The sequence below is a fragment of the Rhizocola hellebori genome, from assembly GCF_016862955.1.
Lineage (GTDB): Bacteria > Actinomycetota > Actinomycetes > Mycobacteriales > Micromonosporaceae > Rhizocola > Rhizocola hellebori.
On sequence record NZ_BONY01000027.1, the window covers coordinates 1 to 18,707 of the forward strand.

18 protein-coding genes are annotated in these 18,707 nt (G+C 63.5%); 10 read left to right on the top strand and 8 right to left on the bottom strand.

Annotation, left to right across the window (positions count from 1 at the left end):
- The first annotated feature begins 696 nt into the window (after positions 1–696).
- The 8 genes from Rhe02_RS22130 to Rhe02_RS22160 all read left to right on the top strand — a co-directional run bounded on the left by Rhe02_RS22130 (position 697) and on the right by Rhe02_RS22160 (position 8,995).
- Complete coding sequence (locus Rhe02_RS22130) at positions 697–1,110, top strand: hypothetical protein (RefSeq protein ID WP_203910223.1); 414 nt, start codon at positions 697–699, stop codon at positions 1,108–1,110.
- Between the two features lie 418 nt (positions 1,111–1,528).
- On the top strand, positions 1,529–2,098 hold the full coding sequence (locus Rhe02_RS22135) for a hypothetical protein (protein WP_203910224.1): 570 nt from the start codon (positions 1,529–1,531) through the stop codon (positions 2,096–2,098).
- 242 nt (positions 2,099–2,340) lie between these two features.
- Positions 2,341–2,667 (top strand): hypothetical protein, encoded by a 327-nt coding sequence (locus tag Rhe02_RS22140; protein ID WP_203910225.1) that lies wholly within the window; start codon positions 2,341–2,343, stop codon positions 2,665–2,667.
- Positions 2,667–3,299, top strand: a complete 633-nt coding sequence (locus Rhe02_RS22145) for a nucleotidyl transferase AbiEii/AbiGii toxin family protein (RefSeq protein WP_203910226.1) — start codon at positions 2,667–2,669, stop codon at positions 3,297–3,299. Before Rhe02_RS22140 ends, Rhe02_RS22145 begins: the two co-directional genes overlap by 1 nt.
- Before the next feature lie 219 nt (positions 3,300–3,518).
- Positions 3,519–3,812, top strand: coding sequence for a helix-turn-helix domain-containing protein (locus Rhe02_RS50965; RefSeq protein ID WP_373320677.1), 294 nt, complete (start codon positions 3,519–3,521; stop codon positions 3,810–3,812).
- A 942-nt stretch (positions 3,813–4,754) separates the two neighbouring features.
- Positions 4,755–6,068 carry a hypothetical protein gene (locus Rhe02_RS22150; protein ID WP_203910227.1) on the top strand — a complete coding sequence of 438 codons (1,314 nt, stop codon included), beginning with the start codon at positions 4,755–4,757 and terminating at the stop codon, positions 6,066–6,068.
- A gap of 1,116 nt (positions 6,069–7,184) precedes the next feature.
- Complete coding sequence (locus Rhe02_RS22155; RefSeq protein ID WP_203910228.1) at positions 7,185–8,342, top strand: sensor histidine kinase; 1,158 nt, start codon at positions 7,185–7,187, stop codon at positions 8,340–8,342.
- 17 nt (positions 8,343–8,359) lie between these two features.
- Positions 8,360–8,995 (top strand): response regulator transcription factor, encoded by a 636-nt coding sequence (locus Rhe02_RS22160; RefSeq protein WP_239123981.1) that lies wholly within the window; start codon positions 8,360–8,362, stop codon positions 8,993–8,995.
- A 99-nt stretch (positions 8,996–9,094) separates the two neighbouring features.
- Here Rhe02_RS22160 and Rhe02_RS22165 read toward each other — a convergent pair whose 3' ends face one another.
- The 5 genes from Rhe02_RS22165 to Rhe02_RS22185 form a co-directional block, all read right to left on the bottom strand.
- Positions 9,095–9,562 carry a hypothetical protein gene (locus Rhe02_RS22165; RefSeq protein ID WP_203910229.1) on the bottom strand — a complete coding sequence of 156 codons (468 nt, stop codon included), beginning with the start codon at positions 9,560–9,562 and terminating at the stop codon, positions 9,095–9,097.
- Between the two features lie 91 nt (positions 9,563–9,653).
- Positions 9,654–9,971, bottom strand: coding sequence for a hypothetical protein (locus Rhe02_RS22170; protein WP_203910230.1), 318 nt, complete (start codon positions 9,969–9,971; stop codon positions 9,654–9,656).
- A gap of 140 nt (positions 9,972–10,111) precedes the next feature.
- Positions 10,112–10,486 carry a DoxX family protein gene (locus Rhe02_RS22175; RefSeq protein WP_203910231.1) on the bottom strand — a complete coding sequence of 125 codons (375 nt, stop codon included), beginning with the start codon at positions 10,484–10,486 and terminating at the stop codon, positions 10,112–10,114.
- 177 nt (positions 10,487–10,663) lie between these two features.
- Complete coding sequence (locus Rhe02_RS22180) at positions 10,664–11,476, bottom strand: amidase domain-containing protein (protein WP_203910232.1); 813 nt, start codon at positions 11,474–11,476, stop codon at positions 10,664–10,666.
- Between the two features lie 113 nt (positions 11,477–11,589).
- On the bottom strand, positions 11,590–12,303 hold the full coding sequence (locus Rhe02_RS22185) for a helix-turn-helix domain-containing protein (RefSeq protein ID WP_203910233.1): 714 nt from the start codon (positions 12,301–12,303) through the stop codon (positions 11,590–11,592).
- A 236-nt stretch (positions 12,304–12,539) separates the two neighbouring features.
- Here Rhe02_RS22185 and Rhe02_RS22190 point away from each other — a divergent pair, with 236 nt between their 5' ends.
- Positions 12,540–13,028 (top strand): DUF2690 domain-containing protein, encoded by a 489-nt coding sequence (locus Rhe02_RS22190; RefSeq protein WP_203910234.1) that lies wholly within the window; start codon positions 12,540–12,542, stop codon positions 13,026–13,028.
- Between the two features lie 62 nt (positions 13,029–13,090).
- On the opposite strand, the gene Rhe02_RS22195 is transcribed toward Rhe02_RS22190, so the two are convergent.
- Entirely contained in the window at positions 13,091–13,987 is an 897-nt protein-coding gene (locus Rhe02_RS22195) for a hypothetical protein (RefSeq protein WP_203910235.1), read from the bottom strand.
- 126 nt (positions 13,988–14,113) lie between these two features.
- Between Rhe02_RS22195 and Rhe02_RS22200 the strand changes: the two genes are divergently transcribed.
- The gene (locus Rhe02_RS22200) at positions 14,114–14,785 is read left to right on the top strand and encodes a hypothetical protein (RefSeq protein WP_203910236.1); all 672 of its coding nucleotides are present in this window, start codon (positions 14,114–14,116) and stop codon (positions 14,783–14,785) included.
- 192 nt (positions 14,786–14,977) lie between these two features.
- On the opposite strand, the gene Rhe02_RS22205 is transcribed toward Rhe02_RS22200, so the two are convergent.
- Positions 14,978–15,610 carry a hypothetical protein gene (locus Rhe02_RS22205; RefSeq protein ID WP_203910237.1) on the bottom strand — a complete coding sequence of 211 codons (633 nt, stop codon included), beginning with the start codon at positions 15,608–15,610 and terminating at the stop codon, positions 14,978–14,980.
- Positions 15,611–15,847: 237 nt separating this feature from the next.
- Positions 15,848–18,667: an AfsR/SARP family transcriptional regulator gene (locus Rhe02_RS22210; RefSeq protein WP_203910238.1), complete on the bottom strand. Its 2,820-nt coding sequence runs from the start codon at positions 18,665–18,667 to the stop codon at positions 15,848–15,850.
- Between the last annotated feature and the right edge of the window lie 40 nt (positions 18,668–18,707).

An 18,707-nucleotide genomic window follows, 5' to 3' on the forward strand; every position in this document is an offset into this window, starting at 1 on the left:
AGCGCGCTACGCGCCGCAGGCCAACCCGCCTAAGCGCGTCTTAACCATCCACGGCTTAAGGCCAAGCCCAACTCCCGGCCACGCGACACCGCAGCACAAACGTCACGAACGCTCGCCCCAGGGCAATCGGTGCGCCTCCAGGCCTTCGGCCCCGGCGCACCGAGCCCGGCGAGCACGTTCGCTCGCGGCCGGCACGACGAACCCCGAACACCAGCGCCAGCCGAACACGGGCCTCAACCATCACGGGCACGCCGCCATCCGGACTACAGACCATCCGTCGCATGCCGACAGTGGCGCAACTCCGCAGCTCACGCCGAGGGTCGGTCGCAAGCTCCCTCCACCATCATGCTCACTACCCATCCCGGGCACCAGCAACGGAAGGCAGCCGCGGAGCACCAGGCCGTGCGCGCAAGAACAGATCCCCTCGCCGGGGAGGCCGACCCTATTCGGGCCGACGAAAATCGCCTCCGGCGGCCAAGGGGCTCCGCCGCCTTGGATCCGGACACTCCGGGAAGCCAGGCCGCACCAATGCCCACCCATCGCACACCAAGAGGCCACCAGACCGCGCGACGGGAAGCCAGCCCACAGGTCCCCCGCTCCGCCTCCGGAGGCGACCAGCCCTTTACAAATAGATCTCATCGACAAGTGAGTTTGTTTGACTACCTAGTGAACATTCAGATGGCATGATGTGCGCCTATGGATGGAGGAGAGCTGGGAACTACTGCGCAGGTCCTTGCTGGAATCGTCATCGCTGGCGTTCTAGAGGTCCGCGCAGCTGCGCGAGTGCTGAAGGGTGGGGAGCATGAAGATCCAGTCCCGTTAGAAGCTGTCGTGCCAGCAGCGATCAGTCTCACGGGCTTCATAGCGAGCACCTTCGGGCTGGGCCTATCAATGTTCGCGATCATTGTGCTGGGCAGAACAAACACTCAGCTAGACCTCGCTCTCCTGTCAGCGGCCGCGTTTGGAATTATCGGGATCATCGCGATTCCGGTCATGACCGTAGCGAAAGCCGTTCCGGCATTTGTGAGCAAACCCGCTCTCATATTCATCGGGGTGATTTGTACATTGAACATCCTCAACGTCATAGGCATGATCGTTTTCTTTGACTAGGCGATCATTTCGAGCACCTACCGACTGCACGAGCTAAGGTCCAACACGACGCGATCCAGCGTAGGTGCCCAAGCGAATGCATACACTGGTCCGTTCACGATGGTCGCCTCCGGAGGCGGAGCCCGCAGCTCTGCATGATCGAACATGCCACGTACGTGCCACACGTCGGTTCCGACAGCGGTCGCCGATGGGCACCAACGGGCAGTGAACCCCTTGCGACAGAACGCCTTTAGTGCAATCTGGACAGCACGGCGACATCTTCCAAACTGGTTGCGATGTCGCTTCGGCTTTGAGAGCCACAATGAGACTCCTCCAGCGCTGCGCTTCCTTGTATGTCCAAACCCGGTACTGCAAAGACCACCTCGGCGACAGCCAGTGACGGGATAGGACCATGGACCTCCGGTGATATAACCACGCTGTGGACCAACAAGCAGTCGGCACCCTCGCCCAAGTCTTCGTCGGCTTGCTGATCGCATTAGCAATTGAGTTCAAAACCTTCGGAGCGAAATCGCTCCAGGAATTCGATCAAGTGGACGTCCGGACCGTTCAGGGCTTTCTAAGCAGGCGGACTTTGATATTGGCGTTTAACATGACGGCAGCGACGTTCGCATTCCTGGGAGTGGCCTCATCATCACTCGGCCTTCTAGTGTGCGTCACATCGTCGTTCGTGGTCGCTCCTGTTGATAACCTGATCTTTGCGACCGTTATTTCACTATTTGTCGCAGTCAGCGTAGTAGGTGCATCGGCACCACCTCTCGCGCGTCTTGTGGTGGTAGCGGTTCAGTCGCCGACCGCATTTGTCGGCATCTTTATGCTGGCGGGCGCTTTGGTTGGCTTCGTGATGGCGGTGGTGATGGTGATGGCTGTGGGCACCTGGCTCCTACCGCTCACGACCCAGAAGGCGCCTGTTGGCCGGAACCATCCCCACGCAATGCAGGATCAATCAATCATGATCGAACCTACGCGGGATATTCCCGGGATGATCTAGCAATTAAGATCCGTAAGCGCGACTTTGCTTGCTGCCCACGTCCAGATTGGACGAGCTGCGAAGATCGGACTCTTAATCCGCTGTGGTCAGCGTCGACGCAATAGCCGGCGCGGACTGGCACGGGCAAGGCGACACTCATCGACGCTAGAGGCACCCAAGGGACCATACAGCGGTCGGGGCAGGGCTCACGACCTGCCCATCTAATCGAGTCGGGTGTGCCATGGATCGGTCATAATAAGGGCATGGAGATGGAACGACCTGGCCCGTTCAGCGTGGCGGACGTCAAGCCCTACGCGGTTCCCGGCAGCCTTGACGAGTTGCAAGGGCCTGACCACGGTGTCGTGGCGCTCCCGAAGGATGTGGCGTGGAGCGGCCGCCAGGAGTTCGACCTTGACGACGACTACGATCGTGCTGCCATGTACAAAATCCTCCTTGAGGAAGGGCAGGAAGCCGACCAGCGGAGGTTCCTCAACTGGCGAATCTTGCGACGCGAGTGGCGCGGCCTCTTTCCCGCTCGGCAGGTCCGCGCGCTGTGGGAAGACCGGTTCCCTGAGCTTCGCAGCGCCTAATGGATCCATTCCAGCAAGAGTTAGCGCGGATCGCGCTTGAGGTCGTCGCCGGCCGCGGGTTCGTCCTCGGAGGTGGCCATGCAGTCCAGCTTCACGGTATGGCCGCACGCCCATCCGACGACATCGACCTGTTCGGCCTCGAACGCGGCGGGCCAGCAGAGGTGGAAACCGACGTGGTAGCGGCGTTCCGCCGACATCGATTCGAGGTGACCGTCACCCGGCGCACACCCGACCTCGTGCAGATGATGGTCACCGCGCCGGACGGCGAAACCTGCAAAGTGGACCTAGGCCTCTTCTGGCGAGCCCGTGAACCGGTCACCCTCAACGTCGGACCCGTCCTACACCCTGACGATGCGGCTGCAGGCAAGATGGACGCCCTATACAACCGGTGGGCACCACGCGACTTCCTCGACGTGTACGCCATACATCTCAGCGGCCGCTACAACCAGCAACAGCTCGAAGCGCTCCTCTCGGAACATAACCCCGGATTCGAGCAAACCATGTTCGCCGAGTCGCTCGGATTCCTCACCCGCATCCCCGATCGCGAATTCGAAGCCTACGGCGTCGACAAGGAACACATCACCGCCATGCGCGCCTACTTCCAGCAATGGCAACACCAACCCGACGCCTAGGCGCGTCACGCGAGTCGACGACAGGCGGCCGCCGCGACATATGGCCTCCCTCGCGTAAGGCAAGGCAGGCTTCACCTTTTCATTCATTACGCCCTATAGGTGAATACGGGTGGCTTGCCCTGTCGCTGCCACGCCGACAAGCGCATGGTCGACAGAGCGGACCAATCGGGGTGAAGGGCTGAAGGCGTGGAGGAACGAAGTCCGGTTGTGGGCGACTTTGTGACCTTGTTCGACATCGCGGAAATCGCACGATGGACACGGCACGGCGAATCGACCATCCGGCGATGGATCTCCACCGGCAAGATACCTAGCCGGTTCCTGACCCGGCCGGGCGGAAGGATCTTCATGAGCGGCGACCAACTCGCCGGGCTGATCCGATCATGGCAGGACACCGAAACCGTTGCCGAACCACCACCGCGCCGCACCACAAGGATCAAACGCCGGGATCCGCTCGTAGCTGCCCGCCGAGGTCCGCGTCGGCCGGAACCACGGAACGCGGCCGCGGATCGTTAGCCGGTCGAGACATCGACGCATCGATGATCTATGCGTGCACCCTGGGTGCACCGCGACGTACGCGGCGATCGAAATGCCTGAAACGTGAGCAGTTTTGGCGAGAAATTTTCAGGTGGTTAGAAGCTAATGCCCGATATGCTGGATAAAGTTTAGTATTCGATCCCAGTATCGCCCACGGTTTATCAAAGCCGCGGCCAGCAGAAATGTCTGGTCGCGGCCTTATCGTGCACCCACGATTGCCGATTTAGGCGCACGATGGCTAGCTTCCTTCTCGACGCGACATGAGCGCGTTTCACACGGGAGGATCAGCGAAGGTGGCCAGCATCGAACCAACAGGAAGGACAACGCCACGGCCTTGCGCGTGAAGTGGCGCGAAGGCGACCGCAGCGGCCGGGCCATGACGATCACGTTCAGCGACGACGTCCAGGCAACAAAGTTCAGGGAACTCGTCGATGAAGCCCGCAACTACCAGGCCCCCCGAAGCCGCCGAGCGACCGCACGATGAAGGATTCCCGCAGAATGTCCGCGATCACCCGCACGGCGAAAGCCTCGTGTTCTATGCAGGAGAAAACTCGACAAACGTAGTATCCAAAACCACTCCAAGCCTGGCGAGAAGCACAACATGACAGGCCACCACACCGGATGGACGGACGAAATGATTGACGCCGTCATCGCAGTAACCATTGGCCTGGGTTGAGTCGCCCTGCCAACCTGAAAGTGAATGACTTTGCCCCAGAGGACAGGAACTAACCTGAGCGGGCTCCTGTTTTGGGTTTCGCTGTCGCTCAAGCTATCAAGCACGCCAGAAGGCGGGCCGCAGTACCGGCGAATCAGTCCGCAACAAGCTCTTGCTGTACCTCAAGGGCTTGGAGCGCACTCTTATATAGACGCTCCAAATTCGACACTGTGCCAGGCTTTCGTGGTCATGGCATTCTGATTGACGTGAAGACGCCCAATATAGTCGACCTAGTAGAATCGGCGATAGGTCCGTTGTCCCCGGAGACTATCGTCGCTTCAGAAATGCTGCCCAGCGAAAAGTTTGTCCAGCTGAAGCATGACTACGAACTCTTCGCTGGCACATTCCGGGTCCCGTTACGACAGGGCGGGGAGCTACGACCACTGGTGTCCCCTGCCTATGTCGGCCGTGAGACCAGTGGGTTTGCGCTGTATACAGATCGCGATCTCGACGAGATGTCCAACGTCGAACAAGCGGTCGATCGGATCCACCTACACCTCTTGTATTCGCACAGCGTTGCCATACCGGATCCCCTACGCTATTTGACTGACCGATTCCCAAATTCGCCGGGCAGGGACGTCAATGCGATTACACGCCAGCGATTTCAGCACTACCTGATATTCCTAGCCTATCTGCGTCCGCTGATTGATAGTGGAGCAGTCGTACTGCTTGAGGATGATCTTATTACCTCGCGCGGTGATGCCGCTCGGCTTGCCTCGCTGATGGACGATGTGGCCAGAGACGGCGACCTTCAGGACTTCGCGGCCGATCGTCGCCATCTATATGGCCAGGACGCGAAGGAATTCGCTAGGCAATTGGCCACAGAGATGAGACCTGCCCTCGATATGCTCGTCATGGACGCCACTGACTCGATCATGGCGTCGATGGAGCTGAGCGCCAAGCATGGTCATCATTTCGACCTATTTCTGCCTTACCGATTCCACCTCCAGGTACTCAAACACATTACGAGCCTGGGCCTGAACAGCTTCGCTGGCTGGCGCAGCTATTTGAGCTGGGATCAATTCTGGACTGCATCCATGCCGCGCACTCGCCTCGACGAGTCCTTGTTGGTCACCGAGTTGGCTGCTCTGGATATCCCTGACTTCAAGTTAACCGCCAAGGAGATTCTGGCTGTCCGGGCAGGTGATGAGTTTCAAGAATGGCGCCAAAATCTCCGCAGGGCGCTCCTGGACGTACAGAACGCGCGAAGTCAGGACCTTCTCGAATCGGGCTCTGCGCACCAGATCGTCTCAGAACAGCTGGCCGCAGGGCGGAGAAGACTTGAGGAACAGATTGCAAGATCGTCTTTTCTGTCCCGAGTTCAGACTGGCGCCAAGTCGTTTGCCATAGGTTCTTTGGTCGCACTCGGGTTAAGCCCTTTCACGCCTCCCGGCCAGAACGTCGCCGAGGCTGCCCTCGGCGGAATTGTGGCTGCAGCATGGGACCAACTATCGTCCCGTGCCAAGCCCGAAGATCTGGCACTCCTGCAGCATTACGTGCAGCTGACGTCGCCGCGCTAGCGAGCGAATACGGCGAAGCTCACGGAGACACCGAAAACGAGAAGTACTTTCGACGCCAGGCGGGCCGGCCAGGTCGTGCGGTCGAACGTAACGAGATCGTGGGCGGAACCAGCGGCGGTTTCGCAGCGATAGTCGCGTCGAGCCCGGCGGCCTCACCGTATCTGGTCCAAAGATTGCAAGGGATTTAGATCGGTCACCGTTCCGTTTTGACAACGGTCAGCGCCGTCTCAATGACGCGCGCCAAAAACGAGAACGTCCACAGAAGATCGCAGTATCCGATGGCAGCAACCAGACCCGGTCACTCGCGGATCGTTGGTGACCCGGAAGGGGATCACGGTCGCCTTGCGCTGGCCAACGCGGCTGGCGATCGGTGCCTGGTCTTCTTCGCCATCCACGCGCCGAATTGGCTGGCAAGGGCGCACGGCAACCCAAAAAGCATCATCAGCTCTTCCTGGCGAAGACTCCGGGCGTGAATCCGAACCTGGTCTGGTGCTGCAAGGGCGGCATTCGAGCAACGCTGCGACGGGCTTCGGACCTGGTGTGCGGTGGCCCGATGCGGGCCACCGCAACGTGGTGTTCAGCAGGTGGCGAGCATGCTGTTGAGGGCTGACTTCTCGCCGCTGTCGACTGTCAGGGCGTAGAAGTACTTGACCTGGATCCAGGCGCGGGCGTAGGTACACCGGAACGAGGAAAGCGACGGCTGCCGACAACGTCAACCAGTCCAAAGGCGACAAGGACCCTGCCGAATGGCTGCCGCCTGGCTGTCGTCCATGCGTGTAGAGCGGATATCGGGCTTCGCGCCGAAAGATCCTGCCTCGCGCGCAGATCGATGGTGGACGGCTCCACCTTGATCTCCACCACGTTCTCCACCTCGGGGTGGTCCCTGGAGCGGGCCTGCGTTTCTAGCCTTTCTGCGGACAACAGAACCGAAAGGGACCTGTTCAGAGACCTGATGGGTTCGCAGCGAGGGAGGGCACGCGTATGAGCGGAAAGTCGATCGTGGGGTTGGCGGCGGTGGGTCTGATGGCCTTGCTGGTGTTCGTGGGATACCGACTGCTTGTGGTTGAGTTGATCGCGACCTTGCACCGCTGACCGTACGCCTGGAGCCGTCACCTCATGGATACATCGCAGACGCGCCGGCGTCGCCCGTTCTGGTTGGCCTACCGGCCGCCGGGATGGACAGTCGAGCGCATCATCGGCACGGTCGTGATGGTGGCGGCTCCGCTGACTACACGTGCGGAGCCCGCGGCCAGCGTCTGGGCGTTGATGACGGCCGGCGTCGCGGGGTGGATCGCGTTCCTGGCGTTCGAGCGCCGCCTGCCGACTGTCGCACTGATCGCTCTCGGGATCTCGGCCGTGGCCACCGCGCAAACGATCGCCGCGACCGATGACGGCACGGGCGTGATCATGGCGTGCGTGGCATTGACCGGGTTGGCGACATATACCCGGCCCAGCTTGGGCATGATCATGATGGTCACCGGCTTGGTGCTGGGCTCGGTCGCCCTCGGCCAGCTCGTCCGCGGTCAACCGCTGACGGATCTGACAGCAGACGCCACGGTCATCTTGATCGTCGTGGTGCTCGCACTGGTCCGGCGGGACTACCGGGTCAAGGCCGAACACGCTCACCGCCTGCTGGAGCGGGAAGAGCACGCACGTCGCGAACACGCCCGCGCGGCGGCGCTGGACGAGCGCGCCCGGATCGCGCGCGAGCTGCACGACGTCCTGGCGCATGCGCTGGGATCGCTCGCCATCCAGCTCGAGGTCGTCGACGCGCTGCTGACCGAGCGAGGCGACGCCGACGCCGCCCTGCCACGCGTGCGCTTGGCTCGCCGGCTGGCGGCCGAGGGCCTGACGGAGGCGCGGCTCGCGGTGGCAGCGCTACGCGATGACGCGCCGCCGTTGCCCAAGGCGCTGTTACAGCTCGTCGACGCCCACGCCTCCAGCGGCGCGAACCCGGCGACACTCACCATCGACGGCAACCCCCGCCCGATCGCCGCAGACGCCGCCGTATCCCTGATCCGCACGGCCCGGGAAGCGCTGACCAACGCTGCCAAGCACGCCCCTGGCGCCGCCGTGGCGATGGTCGTCGCCTACCTGGCCGACACCGTTCGGTTGTCGGTGCGCAACGCACGCGGCGCACGGACAACCGAAGCGAGCAGCCCTCGCGGGTACGGTCTGACGGGAATGGCCGAACGCGTCGCACTCGCCGGTGGATCCTTCGCAGCGGGTGAGGACGCCGACGGCTGGCACGTGACTGCAGAGGTGCCCGCGTGAGCAGCAAGCCGATCCGGGTGGTGATCGCCGACGATCAGCAGATCGTCCGGGAAGGACTAGTGGCGCTGCTTGAGCTCATCGACGGTGTCCAGGTCGTCGGCGATGCCGCCGACGGCGCGCAGGTCCTCGCCCTGCTGGATAACGTTTCAGCCGACATCGCCCTCATGGACCTGCGGATGCCCAGCACCGATGGCATCGAGGCGACCAGGCAGATCACCCTCCGGCACCCGGACGTGGCCGTAATCGTTCTGACCACCTATGCCGATGACGAATCCATCGGGCAGGCACTGCGCGCCGGGGCGCGCAGCTATCTCACCAAGAACGCAAGCCGAGATCAGATCGCAGCCGCACTGCGGGCGACCGCACAGGGACAGGCGACCTTCGATCACGCGGTATCGCAGCGCATCGTCGGTGGCTTACTGCAGCCAGCCTCCACAGGTCGATGGAGCAACCCGGACCGACTCACCCCCCGCGAAGTGGAAATCCTGCAGCTGATGGCGCAGGGGATGAGCAACCACGACATCGCCACTACGCTCTTCATCGGCGAGAGCACTGTCAAAACCCATGTCAACAACGCCTTCGCCAAGATCGGCGCACGCGACCGCGCCGACGCCATCAGGTACGCATACCGCCACGGTCTCACCGAACCGTAAGCCGCGGCCAGCAGAGATGCCTGGTCGCGGCTTTGTCGTGCACCCCAGATGCGACATGATTACGCTTCGCATCGGGGCGTCTCTACCAGGATGCCCCAGTCAGTTCACGTTCGGGAACCAGACCACGAGATCTACCTGGCCCCGCGAGATGTCCTCTCGGCCGTCCGCGCCGTCGTTGTTCCTCTGGTAGTCGCGGTACTCGCACACCTGCTGCATCGAATCCCACTTGAGGACGATCATGTGCCGGGTCGAGTCGGGCCGCGTGAACCTAATCGCGAACTTCTTCGAGAAGCCGAGATTGTTCTGCAACGCGATCTCTTCGGCCTGAGCCAGGCTGGTGACCGTCGCGACCTGGTAGGGCTCGCCGGTCGCGTCGAGCAGTGCCTTGATCTCGCTGTCTTGCGCGCCACCGTCGAGCTGCATCTCGCCTGTCTTGTCGACGAGCTTGCTCACAGTGGTGTTGAGCAGTTTGGCTATCGTCACGTAATAGCAGTTGTCGCCGAACCCGAAGGTGTTGGTAACGACCTTCTTTGGCAACGCTGCTGCGCTTACCGGGTCACGCCACATTGTTCCTCCTCAGGGACTCTCGTTGTGGTGTTTTACAACTAGAGAACCGAGAGGCATCACTCGATACGACGAGGATCCGACACCCTGTGGTTTAGCGCCCTATCCGCGCGGCAGCGGTGAGGATCATGGCGAGCAGGCAAAGGTAAATCACCGCGATGACCATCGCGCGGCGGCTAACTCGAGGTGGGCGAGGTGCTGGGCGGGTATCCGGCCACCAGTCTGGCGGCGGGGCTTTGCGCCGGGCGATCTCGCTACGGATGGCTTTGTTGACTACTTCCCAAATATCCGACTTGTAGGCGTAGTCCGGCGAACCTCCAGACGGAGCGTTCAGCCCATGGATGAATAGGCGTCGATAAAGCTCTTCGTCGCTGGCCGACCTCAGGTCTGTGAGGACGGGCTCGTCCCTCATCCCTATAGTTAACTGGCCACTCGACTCAACGCATTCATTGCATCGTATTTCTGACAGTCGATGCCCGATTGCTGCCGCCGTTGGACGGCTCATGATAGAAGCTCGCCGCAGACGCATCCATCCAAAATAGACGCCGACGGTTAGAAGGCGTAGGGACCGAACCTGCCCCAGGCCACGAAAAGCGCGAGCAACATGATAATCACGTTGCCGATAATGACTTGGTTTTCCTTTCGCCGGGCATGGACGATGGCGGCCAGGACCATGAGCACGGCGATGCCGGAAGCGGCCAGTGGCACCAGAATCGGCGCGATGTCGAACACGGCGGGCAGTATCAGGCCGATTCCGCCCATAAAGTTCACTGTGCCGATCAGCTTGACTGTCAGAGGGCTGAAGGCCTCGGTCCAGGCCAGGCCCATCTGGGCCAGCTTCTCCCTGGGCTGGGTGGCCTTCATGATTCCGGCGCCGGTGAAGACGACGGCAAGCACACCCGCGACGATCCACAGCAGAACGTTCATAGTTTGTTGGGCTCCTCAGACCTCAGCCGATGGCCAAAGAGTAAGAGCGACACCGGGGCGCAGGGCAGCCCACAAGGTCCAGTTCGCGCTGGCCGGTTCGCCGAATCGGCCAGCCACCTAGGTGACAGCCCTGTCCACTACGGTCGGCACGCCCGGACTCGGGGCCAGTTCCGCCGGCTACGGGACGACGTGGAGAAGGTATACCCGTGACCCTGGCATCGAATTCTGGAGCAGATTCCCGTTGCTGTCCTTCCACCACTGTCTGCCCGGATTCGCCACACTGTGCTGAGTGACAATCGGAATCTGCGACGAAATGCTGGTGACGATGGCCACGTGATCGAACCTGCCGTCCGGGTTCCAGTCGTAGCCGATGACATCGCCGATCTGCGCTCCGCCGGCCGTGTAGTCAGACCAGCTGAGCTCTCTGATCGTGGCGAAGTTGGCCCGTACCAAGGCATTCTTGAAGCTGTCTGCATTGACGGCCTCGACTGAATGTGGATACCACGTTGCGGTCTGGGGCAGGCCCCCGATCCACAAGGCTTGTGAGACGAACCAGGTGCAGTCATTGCCCGGGTAATACTCCGGGTCGTTCCAGTGCGCGAGAGCCCAACTCGTGGCGGATGCCCTGTTGTACTGATTGCAGTCGAGTTCCCCCGGGATGTACTGATTGAAGCCAGGTGTGGTGGTGTAGTAATCGGAAATCCAGCCTTGAACCGGAGCGGAGATCCGATGCCAGACGGTGTTACCGAGGACATCCCGGGCCCGGACTGCGCACACGGCCGAGAACGCGGTGCCGTCGGACAGAACAGTGACCACACCGGCACCCGAATTATAGGGATCGGTGCGGACTTTGAGCCCGACACCACCGGTCCCGGTGACCCGATAGCCGTCCCAGGTCGCCTCGGCCGGAACAGGGCTTAGCATGAGCCCGATGGCGAGGCCGCCAATCGCGATGACCTGCAGTGATGTCCTTTGCAGAATGGATGACATTTCGTTCCCCTCTGCCCGATAGGGCCATGCCAGTCGATGTCACTTAAACGTGGCATGCGCATGGCAATGGGGACAGAGGTCGGGTGTCAACTGACACTCGCGGCCGATCAGTGCTACTTAAGAAAAACTCGATTCGTTTCTGTGTACGCGACGAGCTCGCCATCAATCCTGATGGAAGCGCACGCGTAAAACAGGCCGGAGCCGGTGACGACGAGATCGCCCCAGTGATAGTCGAAGGAATACTCCTGCTCGAAGGGCCCGCGCCTTCCGTCGTGCTCTCGGACCACGTCGATAGTGACATCGACCTTTCGGCCCGACTCGGCCAGTCGATCGAGGATCGGGTACCCCTTGAAACGGCCCCAGGCGGCATGCGTGGAAGGGTTGTATCGAAGCTCCACCACTCCAACGATCCGGCGTTGGCCTCGCAGAGCAATCCGTCGCGCATGGACAGTCTCCGCCCCGGCTGCGCATCTGGCCTCGTCCGGGTCGGCCCCGTCGGCGACCTCTACCCGCGCCCACGGCGACTCAGCGTCGGCCGGCGGCGGGCGCCCATCGCCGGACTTCTCGGCGTTGCGGCGCAATCGATCCAGCCCATGCCACTGGCTCTCCCACTGCGCCGGATCCGCGCCACAGGCGGCGACGATCGCCCGCAACACCTCCAACGTAGGCAAACTGCGGCCGCTGGCTGCTTCCGCGATGGTCGTGTGAGAGAAGTGAACCCGGCGAGCCAGCTCTCGAAGGCTCGGCATGCCTGCGCTTCTGATCAGAGCCCTCAGGCCGGCACCAAATCGCAGGAGATCGGCATCTGCATTAAGAGGGGCACCCATGTCATCGCTCCCTGTGTGGTCGCTAATGGATATGTCCTTGATGCGCCATCGGTTGCTGGAGTTGTATTGGCAACTTCCACGGCCGCGTGGCAACTGACACCGCTGCTCTGCCAACCGGAAAGCCTACCTGGCAGCCTGATGACAGCACGCTTCCGCAGCCAAATTGGCAGCCAGCCCTCACATTTGGCAGGCGCTTTCCTTGCGCCGCAGAGGGATCTCGTCACGAGAGGATCGACATGCAAACAGCCCGACACACCCCTCCTTTCTCCCGCCTCATGTCGACGGTCGTCATGGTCGTCGCCACGGCGGTCATTTCCCTGACGGCGGTGACACCGGCAGAGGCCGCGACCACCATTCAATCAGTCGGATGCAACGGCGCGACCTGCGCCGGCCGGGACCCGTCAAACATGGGCTGCGCCACCGACGGATACACCGTCCAGCTGGTCGGCGTCGATCCCCTCGGCGTGTGGGAGGGTTTGGAACTGCGGTACAGCCCAGCCTGCAACGCCAACTGGGCACGGCTCACCGCACAGTCCTACTACGGCGCCTGGGTCTCCCTGTGTGTCGTCAACGACGCGAACCGCAATGACATTCAGTGTCTCGCCGCCGTCCGCAACGGCTACCTGTGGTCACCGATGATCGACGGTCACAAGAAGGTCTTCGCTTCGGTCGGCTACAGCCTCGACAGCGGGGGCAGCGGAAACAGGCGCACCGGCGCTTTCTGAGTGAATTGGCAAACCGAGGCTCGGGTGATTCCGCCCGAGCCTCTGGCCAACCCTGTGGGGTGTCAGGTCAGGCCGAGGCGTTGCAGCGCAAGGGCGGCGTAGCCGCGTTGGGCTCGTTGGCGCCAGCCAGGTGGGAAGTCTGGCAATGTCTGGCTTTCTTTCGCGTCGATGAGAATTTCGAGTGCGCGATCGGGTATGTTCTGGCCCACCCGGTAGGCCAACGCGACTGCGGCCGTTAGCTTGATCGTCAACGAGTCGTGCTGGAGCAGCAGGGCCATCTTGTTGGCTATGGCGTTGCCTGGCACATCTAGATGTGCCAAGGCCAGGTTGGCGCTAGCCCGAACGGCATCGTTGCGGTCCGCGCCCAGCAGCGAGGCGATCGTTGGCTCGGTTGGCTTGAACCACGCCAACAACTCGGCTGCCTGCGAGCCAACGTCTGAATCGGCGTCGACGAGCCAGCGAATGTAGACATCGACGTGTGTCGCGGCGGCCCAGTAGGCGTCGGCCTCCCACTTTTCGGCGCAGGCGTCGGCGATGTCGGCCCAGTCGTCGGTGATCTCTTCTTCGAGGTGATACACCAGCTCGACTATCGCGTCCTCCTGTTCCTTGGTCACGTGCTGCGAGCCGTGCCGGCCAAAGGCGACGCCGGGATCGAACGGCAGGTCGCGGTCGCCGCGTGGTCCCACGCCAATATCGCGTAGCAATGTCATCAATTCGGCCCGGCCGGGGTTGGCAGGATCGTCGATCAACCGCACCAGAAAGGGCACCACGTGCGCGCTGACCTGCCAGCGGGTGCCCTGATGAATGACCGCGTTCCACAACCCGGCCAAGGCGGCGTCACGTGCTCCGCTGTCGGCAGATCGAAGCGCCTCGAGCCATCCAGGTACTTCCTCGGCCGAGGTGTACGCGCCGTGCATACAGGCCCAAGCGATGTCAGCAAGGCCGCGGAGCGGATCCACGCACGCAGTATGCCAAGGCCTTGTCACTTCGCCAAGATCTGCGGCGGGCATTGCAGATTGCCTGGAAAATGGCCTCACCCCCGACCTTGATCAACTGCTGCTACCTGACGTGGGTGGCGCTACGATGTGACGCAGCTGGTATGCAGCCAACTCGAAGAGACGACAGAGATGCTGGTCGAGCCCGATTCCCGTCTGCCGGCTGGGCAGCGTGCCACCATCTGGTCCGAGCTGCACGGCATCTGGGCCGGGATTTCACCGGAGCCGCCTCGCGATTACGTGGCCTTCGTCGCCACGCATCTGCATCAGCTGCGCCAGGACGCGCAACTGCTGGCAGGCGATGACGAATACGAAGCTCACGCGCTGTATTCGCAAGCCTTGACCGATATCGCGATCCGATGGCAGTGGTTTGCGCTGCGGCGGTGGCTGCATCGTCCCGACACCGCCGACGCGTATCTTCAGGAGACGTTGGTACGCCGATCGACCCGGCGGCAGGCCGAGCAGGCCGGCCTTGTCGAGGCCGAGATCGAGGTCGAGTTCGAGGTGTGGTTCTCCAACGACCCGCAGGCGACCCACCCGCCGTCCGGCCGACGCACACTCAATCCGGCAGCCCTGTCGCCGACACTTGCGGTGAGGTTGCTTCCGATGTCCAACCTCAAGGTTGAGGTTAGCCCGATCGCGGAGGCGGCCATCGCGTGGTGGCATGCCTATGTGGCGCACCGCTATGCGCGCCTGGGTGCCCTCGCCGCGGCCATCGTCTTCGTCATAACGCTTATCGGCCCATATCTCCACCGCCACTGACCTCCGCCTGTAGCCAATGCCGCAGCGGGCGGAATCCGGCCAACGAGGTTCCCGCCAACGCCACAGCGGGCGGGATCCGGCCAACGCCACAACGGACGGGATCCAGCCAACGCCACAACGGACGGGATCCAGCCAACGCCACAACGGACGGGGTTCCGGCCAATGCCGCAGCGAGCGGGTTTCCGGGCAGCGTCACCAATGGCCGTTGAAGAACGCCAACAAGGCCGATGTCGGCTGTGCCGCGGTGGTCATGTTTGCTACGGCGACGATCGTGAGGGCCAGCACAAGCAAAGCCGCGAAAGTGCCGAAGGCTGCGAACACGCGTCTGGTGCGCCGGTCTGTTGGCCGTGATGCCGCAAACCTACGCCAGAGCATCACGCTGAGGCCCACGACGATGAGTGCCACGACCGCTGCCGACACAGCTAGCGCCACGTGGAATCGGGAAAAGTCGCTGACCATGACCTGGAGAGCAGAATGGGACTGCCGGCCAGCACTCGGGTCAGCCAGACCCTGTCTGACCTGATCGAGCGTCTCGGCCAGCTCGGGGTCGGCTGCGCCGTCGGTCAGCATGGGCAGCAGCGAGGCGAAGGGTGCTACGGCGCCCTGGACGTTGGCCATCACCGTCACCAGTGAAGCCAGGGCGAGCAACGTGAAGGCGCCACTGGCCGACGCCAGGATAGCTGTGCGCCACGCGTGCTGACGCCCGCCTCTGAGTAACGCTCGGCAGACAACGATGGCGAGCGCGACGAACACAGCCAGCATAAGCGCGGCGATCGACGCCTTGGCCAAGTGGTAGCGAAACCAATAGCCGACAACCTCTTTCAAGCCGGCAGAGAACTCTCGATCGCCAGATCTCCAATAGCCGTCAAACGTTCCTTGTACGGCTTTGACGAGGTTGCGCCTATCGGCCAGATCGCCGGTCGATCTGTTCGCCGCCAACGTGCGAGGCAGCTCTACGAACGCGACACCGAGCGCTGCCACCAAGACGAGGAGCCCCGCTAGAGCCCGACCGCTGATACGTGCGGATGGCGGCGTGGCCGAGCTGCTCATGGAGGTACCATCTCACGCCATAGGTCGCTGGCGCAGTAGTGGTAGCCCGACTATTGCACGGGATCGATCGCCACGCGCCGCCTCGAGTTTGCCGCGCACCTCGGCAGCTGTGGGATGCCCGAGATCGTCGAGGATCGACAGCGCCTCCATCAGGGCGGCCTCGCCGTGTTGGCCGGCCGCGTGACGGGCCTCGCCCAGGTGTACCAGGATGCGCGCTTCGTAGAAGCGGTCGCCCAGCTCACGGAACAGCTCCAGCGCCACCAGATAACAGGCAACGGCTTCGTCGTGCTCGCCGAGATGGTGGTGGGCGTAGCCGATGCTGTCCCAGGTGTGTGCCTCGCTGTCGCGGTTGTCCAACCCGCGCAACACCTCCAGCGCCTCCTGGCAATGAATCAGCGCCTTTCGATGGTCGCCGACCAGAGAGTAGGCCCAGCCGACCGAGTTGAGGGCGTTGGCTTTCGCCGCGTCGTCGTCGCCGCGGCGGAAGACGGACAGCGCGGCTTGGGCGTAGCCGAGCGCTTCGGCGAAACGGCCTTGCTGCTCGAGCAGCAGGGCTAGGTCAAGCTGAGTGTTGGCTTGACCGCGGCAGTCGGCCTCGTGAGTGAAAAGCTCAAGCGCCGCAAGGGCTTGAGCGTGCGCCTCGGCAAGGCGCGACATGCGGGTCAGCGCCCGGGCCAGCCGCCGGTGGGCGTGGGCCTGGCCGATGCGGTCACCCGCGGCGCGGGCCGCCTCGATCGCGGCCTGTTGCGTGCTGACCCAGTCGGACCAGTGGCCGCGCCGGTCGAAGTAGGTGGCCAGCGCCCCGGCCAGCCGTATGGCGTGGGCTGGCAGGCCAACGGCCGCGGCCCGGTGCACACAGGCGATCAGGGCGGCGTGCTCGTCACGGAACCAGGCCAGAGCGTCTGCGGCGCTGGTGAACTCGAAAAGCACCACGGCGGGCAGCGGGTCGTGATCGGCGACGGCGACTCGCAGCGGATTGATGGCGGTGGCACCGCTCTCGCATGCGTGCAGGTAGTGGTCGTAGAGCCGGCGAAGCGCGTCGTGTCGCTCGCTTGGGGCGTCGGTGGCGGCGGCCGTCTCACCGGCGAAGGTGCGCAACAGGTCGTGCATCCCGTAGCGGCCCGCTGCGGGCTCGGTCACCAGATGGGCCTGGGCCAGCTCGCCGAGCAGCCGGCTGGTCTGCGCGAGCGGCAGCGCGGCGAGGCTGGCCGCGGCGGCCACCCCGATGTCGGGGCCGGAATGCAGACCCAGCAACCGAAACAGGCGTGCCTGGAGTGGCGGAAGCGTGCGGTAGGAGGAGGCGAACACGGCCCGCACATCGGTGGCTGCATCGCCGGCTTCGAACGGGTCCAAACCCGCCCCGGCCTCGCGCAGCTGCGCAGCGAGCAGCGCGAGGCTGGCCGCGGGCCGGATGGCGGCCCGCGCCGCGACGATGGCCAGTGCCAGCGGCAGCCGCACGCATCGGTCGATAATCTCCCCGGCGGCCTGCGGCTCAGCGATCACCCGGCCCGCGCCGAGCCGCTCAGCGAGCATCTGCCGGGCTTCCGACACGGAAAGCAGGCCAAGCATCAGCGGCTCCGCGCCCGCGGCGGCGAGCAGGCCGGGCAGCTGACTGCGGCTGGTGACCACGACCAGGCAACCTGGTGTGCCCGGAAGCAGTGGGCGCACCTGCTCGGCGCTCGCGGCGTTGTCCAGCACGATCAGCATGCGCCGCTTGGCCAGCAGGGTTCTGTAGAGCGCCGCCCGTCCGTCCACATCGGAGGGCACCCGGTCGGCCGGGACATCAAGGGCATCAAGGAAACCTTTAAGAGCGTCGCCCGGCTGCACCGGGCAGCCGGAAGTGGTGAAGCCGGCGAGGTTGACGTAGAGCTGCCCGTCGGGAAACTCGCCACTGACGCGGTGGGCCCAGTGAACCGCCAGCGCGGTCTTGCCCACACCGGCCATGCCGGCGATGGCGGTGATGAGCACGGCGGTGGGCTGTGAATGCCCACGGCTCAGGGCGGTGTCGAGCTGACGCAGCTCGCCGCGGCGGCCGACAAACCCGTACCCGTCAAAGGGAAGTTGGGCAGGCACGACGGGGGCCCTGCCGTCGTCGGTCAGGATCTCCTGATGCAGCGCGCGCAAACGCTGCCCCGGATCGGTGCCCAGCTGCTCGGCCAAAGCGAGCCTTGCTTGCTCATAGGCCTGCAGCGCCGCGGCGGAGTTGCCGCCCGCCCGCAGCGCCTCCATCAGCAGCAGCCAACCGGTCTCCCGCAACGGTTCCGCGCGGGTGTGGGCCAGCAGGGTGGCGATGAGGTCGCCGGTGTCATGCAGCCGCAGCCTCACCTGTGCGTGGCTTTCGAAGGCGGTCAGCCGCCACTCCTGCCAACCGGCCGAGGCCGCCTCCAGCTCCGGGCCGGTGGCCACACCTTCGAAAGGCTTGCCGCGCCAGATATCCAGCGCGCTTGCCCATAGGCGGGCCGATTCGGTGAGGTCACCCGCCCGCAAGGCCGTCTCGGCCCGGCCCGTCAACCCAGCGAAGCGATGGAAGTCGATGGTCTCAGCGGAGGTCTCCAGCACGTAGGCGCTGTCGCGGCGGGTCAGCGCGCAGCCGACCCCGGCCAGAATCCGGCGCAGGCGGCTGACGTAGGTAATGACGTTGGCGACAGCGGAGTGTGGGGCTTCACCCGGCCACAGCTCGTCGACCATGCGGGTCACCGTCACCGGCCGGCCGGGACTCAGCAGCAGCAGCGCGAGAATGGTGCGCTGCTTGGGGGTGCCCAGCTCGACCGCCATGCCGCCGTGGCGAAGGTCCAGCGCGCCGAGTACACGGAAATCGACGGCCTCCCCCATGCGCTCTTTCTACCGGATGACCCCGACAACCACGGACCCA

Bases quoted from the DNA above. Each gene is read 5' to 3' on its own strand.
- Rhe02_RS22140 (WP_203910225.1), top strand. From the start codon at position 2,341: ATGGAGATGGAACGACCTGGCCCGTTCAGCGTGGCGGACGTCAAGCCC.
- Rhe02_RS22130 (WP_203910223.1), top strand. From the start codon at position 697: ATGGATGGAGGAGAGCTGGGAACTACTGCGCAGGTCCTTGCTGGAATC.
- Rhe02_RS22185 (WP_203910233.1), bottom strand. From the start codon at position 12,303: ATGGGTGCCCCTCTTAATGCAGATGCCGATCTCCTGCGATTTGGTGCC.
- Rhe02_RS22190 (WP_203910234.1), top strand. From the start codon at position 12,540: ATGCAAACAGCCCGACACACCCCTCCTTTCTCCCGCCTCATGTCGACG.
- Rhe02_RS22165 (WP_203910229.1), bottom strand. From the start codon at position 9,562: ATGTGGCGTGACCCGGTAAGCGCAGCAGCGTTGCCAAAGAAGGTCGTT.
- Rhe02_RS22175 (WP_203910231.1), bottom strand. From the start codon at position 10,486: ATGAACGTTCTGCTGTGGATCGTCGCGGGTGTGCTTGCCGTCGTCTTC.
- Rhe02_RS22210 (WP_203910238.1), bottom strand. From the start codon at position 18,667: ATGGGGGAGGCCGTCGATTTCCGTGTACTCGGCGCGCTGGACCTTCGC.
- Rhe02_RS22145 (WP_203910226.1), top strand. From the start codon at position 2,667: ATGGATCCATTCCAGCAAGAGTTAGCGCGGATCGCGCTTGAGGTCGTC.
- Rhe02_RS22170 (WP_203910230.1), bottom strand. From the start codon at position 9,971: ATGAGGGACGAGCCCGTCCTCACAGACCTGAGGTCGGCCAGCGACGAA.
- Rhe02_RS22180 (WP_203910232.1), bottom strand. From the start codon at position 11,476: ATGTCATCCATTCTGCAAAGGACATCACTGCAGGTCATCGCGATTGGC.
- Rhe02_RS22155 (WP_203910228.1), top strand. From the start codon at position 7,185: ATGGATACATCGCAGACGCGCCGGCGTCGCCCGTTCTGGTTGGCCTAC.